We start from the raw sequence: 6152 nt of genomic DNA, 5'->3' as shown, positions 1-6152 counted from the left end.
CAAGGTCGAGACCTACAACACCTATGCCAATGCCGGCAGCCACATGGTGCCGCGCGAGCGCCAGCGCGAAATGATCGCCTCGGACTATTATTTCGGCGGCATGTATGCGAGCCGCGCCGGCCATCTCCATCCGGCGCTCTACTATAAGGGCCTGATCGAGGCCGCGCACCACGCTGGCGCCATCCTGTGCGCCAACGTCGAGGCCGAGCGACTCGAAAAGACGCCGGCCGGCTGGCGCGTGCTGACAGCCAAGGGCCCGATCGAGGCGCGCGAGGTCGTGGTGGCGACCAACGGCTATACCGGGGACCTGACGCCACGCCTGAAGCGGCGGGTGGTGCCGGTGGCGAGCCATATCATCGCCACCGAGGAACTGCCGGAGAATGCCCGGACGCTGCTGATCCCCGAGCTGCGCGCCATCGGCGACACCAAGCGCGTGCTGACCTACTACCGGCCATCGCCCGACGGGAAGTATCTGATCTTCGGCGGCCGCGCGCGCTTCACCGCGGCGCCGCCGGAAGTGAGCGCGCCGGCGCTCTACCGCTACATGGTCGACCGCTTCCCGCAGCTCGACGGCATCCGCATCACCCACGCCTGGACCGGCAACGTCGCCTTCGCCCTCGACTTCATGCCCCACATGGGCACCGACCAGGGCATCCACTACCTGCTGGCGTGCAACGGCAATGGCGTCGCCATGATGACCTATCTCGGCACCCAGACCGCCAGGAAGATCGTCGGCGGGCGCAACGAGCCGGTCAATCCGCTGGACGGCCGCGACTTCCCTGAGCACGCGCTTTACAACGGCGAGCCTTGGTTCCTGCCGGTGATCGGCGCCTGGTATCGCACGCGCGACTGGCTCGATCGCCGGCTGGCGGCTTGAGCTGGGCGGCTCGAACTGGTGACTTGAACTGAGTGACTTGAACTGGGTGACTTGAACTGGGCGGCTCGAACCGGGCGGCTCGAACTGGGCAGCTCGAACCATGAATGAACTTCCCGTCAGCCTGGCCGATGTCCAGGAGGCCGCCAAGCGGATTGCCGGCGCGGTGGTGCGCACGCCCTGCCTGAAGAGCGATACGCTGTCGCGTATCGTCGGCGCCGACGTCTGGGTCAAGTTCGAGAACCTGCAGTACACCGCCTCGTTCAAGGAGCGCGGAGCGCTCAACACGCTGCTGCAGCTGACGCCGGACAAGCGCAAGCGCGGCGTCATCGCCATGTCGGCCGGCAACCATGCGCAGGGCGTCGCCTACCATGCCGGCCGTCTCGGAATCCCGGCCACCATCGTCATGCCCTCGTTCACGCCCAACGTGAAGGTGAAGCACACGCGCGATTACGGCGCGCGCATCGTCCTGCACGGCGACACGCTCGCGGAAGCGGGTGCCGAGGCGCACCGCCTGGCGGCGGCCGAGCACCTGGTGTTCGTGCATCCTTACGACGATCCGCGCATCATCGCCGGCCAGGGCACCGCCGCGCTCGAGATGCTGCAGGATGCGCCCGAGATCGACACGCTGGTGGTGCCGGTCGGCGGCGGCGGCCTGATCTCCGGCTGCGCCGTCGCGGCGCGCGGCCTAAAGCCCGACATCCGCGTGATCGGCGTCGAGGCGGCGGGCTACGCCGCCATGCGCCAGCTGCTCGCCGGCGAGCCGGTGACGGTGGGCGGCGACACGATCGCCGAAGGCATCGCCGTGCGTGACATCGGCCGGGTGCCGCTCGCCATCGCCCGTGCCCTGCTCGATCGCGTGCTGGCGGTCGACGAGGTGACGATCGAGCGCGCCATCGCGCTCCTTCTCGAGATCGAGAAGACGGTGGCCGAGGGCGCCGGCGCCGCCGGCCTGGCGGCCCTGCTTGCCCATCCGCAGGTCTTCGCCGGCCGCAAGGTCGGGCTGCTGGTGAGCGGCGGCAACATCGACACCCGCCTGCTCGCCTCGATCCTGCTGCGCGGCCTGGTGCGCGACGGCCGCATCGTGCGCCTGCGCCTCACCATCAGCGACCTGCCCGGCCAACTGGCCCGCGTCGCCGGCCTGATCGGCAAGGCCGGGGGCAACATCGTCGACGTCCAGCACCAGCGCCTGTTCGGCGGCGTCGCCGCCAAGTCGACCGAGCTCGACGTCACCGTCGAGACCCGTGACCGCCCACATGTGCGCGAGCTGGTGGCGGCCCTGGAGAGCGAGGGTTTCAGGGTGCGCGTTTTGCCGGATGCAGAGGGGTGAGGGTTATCGCACGCGCTTGATGTCGGTCAGGGAGAAATCGTTGCCCTTGAAAAGCAGCGGCATATCGAGCGTCTCGGCGAGCGCATGGGCGCAACAGTCGCCAAAGTTCAACGCGGCGCGGTGCCGGCCTTTGCCAAAGCGCCGGAACGCCTGTCGGGCGGCAGCAACATGGCCTGCCTCGAAAGCCAGGATTTCCAGCTCCAGGTTCGCCAAGACCCTGTCCAGATCTCGAGACCCCGCCTCCCCCTGGCGGGCCTCGATCACCATCGACGCCTCAAAGAGATCCGGCGTACCCATCCGTGGACGAGTCGAGCCGACGACGTCGGCTGCAAGCGAGGCTTTCTCAGGCTCGTCGAAATAGATCGCCAAGAGCGCCGAACTGTCGACGACGATCAATCGAACGTTCCATTTTCATTGTAGCCGAGAATCTCGTCCTCGCTGGCCGTGGACAGAATAGGCAACGTCTTCGCGTGACGCACGATCTCGTCGATCTTGCGCAGCCGCCGCTCGCGGTCTTTCTGGACGTCGATTTCCTTCAGCTTCGCGTCGGCGAGCTCAAGCACCGTAGCCGTCATGCTCTTGCCGAGCAGTCGGGATACCCTTCTCAGCTTGCGCTCCGCTTCTGCACTCTTGATGCTGATACCCATGCCCAACATCCCAATCTAGAAAATCCCGGATAGTCTAGAAATCGGGCGCTTACAACGTTCGGCGCTGCGGAGTATAGACCGCGCCATGTCCGCCGCCCCGCACTACATTCCCTCGCCCACGCCTGACCTCGCCCGCATCGAGAGGGCGCTGGTTTCCGTTTCCGACAAGGAAGGCCTGATCGAGCTGGGCAAGGTGCTGGCCCGGCACGGGATAGAAATCCTGTCGACCGGCGGATCGGCCAAGGCGCTGCGCGACGCCGGGATCGCCGTCGTCGAGGTGAGCGACCACACCGGCTTTCCCGAGATCATGGATGGGCGGGTCAAGACCCTGCAGCCGTCGATTCACGGCGGCATCCTGGCCCGCCGTACCGATGCCGCTCACTGCAAGGCGATGACCGATCACAAGATCGCCGGCATCGACTTGGTGGTGAGCAATCTCTATCCGTTCGAGGCCACGGTGGCGCGCGGCGCCGATTTTCCGACCTGCGTGGAGAACATCGACATCGGCGGGCCGGCCCTCATCCGCGCCTCGGCCAAGAACCATGATTTCGTGACCATCGTCGTCGACCCTGCCGACTACACCCGGGTGATCGCCGAGCTCGAGGCCAACCAAGGGGCCACGACGCTAGCGCTGCGCCGCGCGCTCGCGGCCAAGGCCTACGCGCGCACGGCGGCCTACGACGCGGCGATCGCCGCGTGGTTCGCCCGCCAGCAAGGCGAGACCTTCCCCGAGCGGCTCACCCTCGCGGCCGAGCGCGTGCAGGTTCTGCGCTACGGCGAGAACCCGCATCAGCAGGCGGCGTTCTATTCCGACGGCAGCCGGCGCCCGGGCATCGCCACGGCGCGCATGGTCCAGGGCAAGGAGCTTTCCTACAACAACATCGGCGACACCGAGGCGGCCTACGAATGCGTCGCCGAGTTCAAGGAGCCCGCCGTCGTCGTGGTGAAGCACGCCAACCCGTGCGGCGTGGCGATCGGCGCCGACCAGTACGCCGCCTACCTGAAGGCGTATGCCTGCGACCCGGTGTCGATCTATGGCGGCATCGTCGCCCTCAACACGACGCTCGAGGTGCGCACCGCCGAGGACCTGGCGAAGCGCTTCCTCGAGGTCATCATCGCGCCGGACGCCACCCCGGAAGCGCTGGCCGTGCTGGCCCGCCGCAAGGCCGTGCGCGTGCTGCTGGCCGGCAGCCTGCCCGATCCGGCGAGTGCCGGCATGACCCTGAAGAGCGTCGCCGGCGGCTATCTGCTGCAGAGCCGCGACAACGGCCATGTGCCCGGGAGCGCGCTCAAGGTGGTCACCAAGCGCGCCCCGACGCCGAAGGAGATCGACGACCTGCTGTTCGCTTTCACGGTGTGCAAGCACGTGAAATCGAACGCCATCGTCTACGCCAAGGACGGCGCCACCGTGGGTGTCGGCGCCGGCCAGATGAACCGTCGCGATTCCTCACGTATCGCGGCCATCCGCGCCGCCGAATCGGGCGAGCTGGCCGGTCTCGAGGAAAGCCCGGCGATCGGCAGCGTAGCGGCGTCCGACGCCTTCTTCCCATTCGCCGACGGCCTGCTCGCCGCTGCCGAGGCGGGCGCCACGGCGATCATCCAGCCTGGCGGCTCGTTGCGCGATCAGGAAGTGATCGACGCGGCCGACGAGAAGGGGCTGGCCATGGTGTTCACCGGGATGCGGCACTTCCGGCACTAGACCGCCCTTCCGCCGGCGCCGGCTGGCTGGTGGCGATCCAGATGCCGGCGAAGACGGCGACAAGGCCGATAACCAGGTTGAGCGTGACGGGCTCGCCCACCACCACGCTTGCGAGCAGCGCCGCGGCGATGGGATTGACCGTCATGGTGTTGGCGACACGCGTTGGCGAGGCGCGTTCGAGCGCCATGACCCAAAGGATGAAGGCCAGCGCCCCGCCGGTGACGCCGAGATAGACGCCGGCGATCCACTGGCCCGGGCCGAAGGTCGCCAGGACCGCGAGACGGCCGGTGACAAGCGTGACGATCAGCAACGCCACGGCGCCGGCGCCCATGCCGACGGCCAGGAACCCCAGCGCGCTGGAACGCTGGATCAGCGGCCGCGACAGGACGTTGTAGAGCGCCATGCAGACGACGGCGCTGGCCATGATCAGCTCGCCCTTCCACGCGCCGGCCGGTGCCGCGCCGAGATCCAGGGCAAGCGCCGCGACGACGCCCAGCACGGCGATACAGACCCCGGCGGTCTTGCGCAGGGTCAGTGCCTCGACGCCGAGCACGGCGCCCACCACCATGGTCTGCAGGGGCAGGGTGCACAGCGCGAGGCTGGCGCGCGCCGCCGTCGTGTAGCCGATCGCGAGGTTGTAGAGGATGGTGAACAGGCCATAGAACAGGAAGCCGAGGCCGACGACGCTCGACCAGTCCCGTCGACCCGGCCAGCGAGCCCGCATCAGCAGCGCCACCGGCAGCACACAGAGGACACCGATGCCCCAACGCAGCAGGGCGAGCGTCAGCGGATCGGCGCTGCCCACGAGATAGCGGGTCACCGCCGCCGCCGTGCCGCCGAGGGAGCTCGACACGATCGCGATCGCCACGCCCAGCCACTCGTTCACCGAACCCTCCATCAGCCCGCATCGCTGCGGCCTTCGCAAATCGCTCCCTGTCACGTCGCCGCGCGATGTGCGATGGTGGCAAATGTCGAAGTGAATTCAACTACTTGGCAGGTAGTCATGGAGAAGAGGCAAGGCTTCGCGGCAGAGTTGCGGGCGTGGCGCCAGCGGCGCGGGCGCTCGCAGCTCGATCTCGCCGGGCGCGCCAACATCTCGCAGCGGCATCTGAGCTTCCTCGAGCTGGGCCGCGCGGCGCCGAGCCGCGACATGGTGGTGAGACTCGCGACCGCGCTCGACGTGCCGCTGCGCCAGCACAATGCGCTGCTGCTGGCGGCGGGCTTCGCGCCGGTGTGGCGGGAGACCGATCTCGCCGCACCGGAGCTCGCGCAGGTGAATGACGCGGTGGGGCACATGCTCGCCCAGCAGGAGCCGTTTCCCGGCGTCGCCGTCGATCGCCAATGGAACCTGCTCAAGGCCAACAAGGGCGCCGTCCGCCTCGTCGAGTTCCTGGTCGGACCCTTGGCATCCGACGCCAGAGTCAACCTTGCCGATGCGCTGGTGGCGCCCGACGTCTTGCGCCCCTTCCTCGTCAACTGGGCTGATGTGGTGCGCTACTTCGTGCGCAGTGTCGAAGCCGATGCCGCCGCCGACGGACGGCCCGAGACGACCGCGCTGCTGGCCCGCCTCCTGTCCTACGACGGCGTGCGGGCGGCGCTGCA

The 6152-nt window shown here is 68.3% G+C and carries 7 protein-coding genes; 4 read left to right on the top strand and 3 right to left on the bottom strand.

Translation table 11 applies throughout. The features are described 5' to 3' along the window. Together AB7O82_RS36480 and AB7O82_RS36475 are read left to right on the top strand one after the other, a co-directional pair. Nucleotides 1–877, top strand: an 877-nt coding sequence (locus AB7O82_RS36480; RefSeq protein WP_428621726.1) for an NAD(P)/FAD-dependent oxidoreductase, incomplete at its 5' end; no start/stop codon positions are given. 100 nt (nt 878–977) lie between these two features. Further along, nucleotides 978–2204: a threonine ammonia-lyase gene (locus tag AB7O82_RS36475; RefSeq protein WP_428538347.1), complete on the top strand. Its 1227-nt coding sequence runs from the start codon at nt 978–980 to the stop codon at nt 2202–2204. Nucleotides 2205–2207: 3 nt separating this feature from the next. Here the strand turns inward: AB7O82_RS36475 and AB7O82_RS36470 are convergent, their stop codons facing one another. Then, nucleotides 2208–2600, bottom strand: coding sequence for a type II toxin-antitoxin system VapC family toxin (locus AB7O82_RS36470; protein ID WP_428538350.1), 393 nt, complete (start codon nt 2598–2600; stop codon nt 2208–2210). Next, on the bottom strand, nt 2597–2851 hold the full coding sequence (locus AB7O82_RS36465) for a type II toxin-antitoxin system VapB family antitoxin (RefSeq protein WP_428538353.1): 255 nt from the start codon (nt 2849–2851) through the stop codon (nt 2597–2599). Before AB7O82_RS36465 ends, AB7O82_RS36470 begins: the two co-directional genes overlap by 4 nt. Nucleotides 2852–2936: 85 nt before the next feature. On the opposite strand from AB7O82_RS36465, the gene purH reads away from it, so the two are divergent. Continuing rightward, on the top strand, nt 2937–4550 hold the full coding sequence (gene purH / locus AB7O82_RS36460) for a bifunctional phosphoribosylaminoimidazolecarboxamide formyltransferase/IMP cyclohydrolase (RefSeq protein ID WP_428621725.1): 1614 nt from the start codon (nt 2937–2939) through the stop codon (nt 4548–4550). Here purH and AB7O82_RS36455 read toward each other — a convergent pair. Next, entirely contained in the window at nt 4522–5436 is a 915-nt protein-coding gene (locus AB7O82_RS36455) for a DMT family transporter (protein ID WP_428538359.1), read from the bottom strand. The two genes, purH and AB7O82_RS36455, sit on opposite strands and share 29 nt — an antisense overlap. 117 nt (nt 5437–5553) lie before the next feature. Here AB7O82_RS36455 and AB7O82_RS36450 point away from each other — a divergent pair. After that, a partial coding sequence (locus AB7O82_RS36450) for a helix-turn-helix domain-containing protein (RefSeq protein ID WP_428621723.1) occupies nt 5554–6152 on the top strand: 599 nt, incomplete at its 3' end.

This window comes from Reyranella sp. (genome assembly GCF_050185545.1).
In the GTDB taxonomy this organism is placed as follows: domain Bacteria; phylum Pseudomonadota; class Alphaproteobacteria; order Reyranellales; family Reyranellaceae; genus Reyranella.
This window is presented reverse-complemented; position numbering and strand designations above follow the sequence as displayed.

Bases quoted from the DNA above. Each gene is read 5' to 3' on its own strand.
- AB7O82_RS36475 (WP_428538347.1), top strand. From the start codon at position 978: ATGAATGAACTTCCCGTCAGCCTGGCCGATGTCCAGGAGGCCGCCAAG.
- AB7O82_RS36465 (WP_428538353.1), bottom strand. From the start codon at position 2,851: ATGGGTATCAGCATCAAGAGTGCAGAAGCGGAGCGCAAGCTGAGAAGG.
- purH (WP_428621725.1), top strand. From the start codon at position 2,937: ATGTCCGCCGCCCCGCACTACATTCCCTCGCCCACGCCTGACCTCGCC.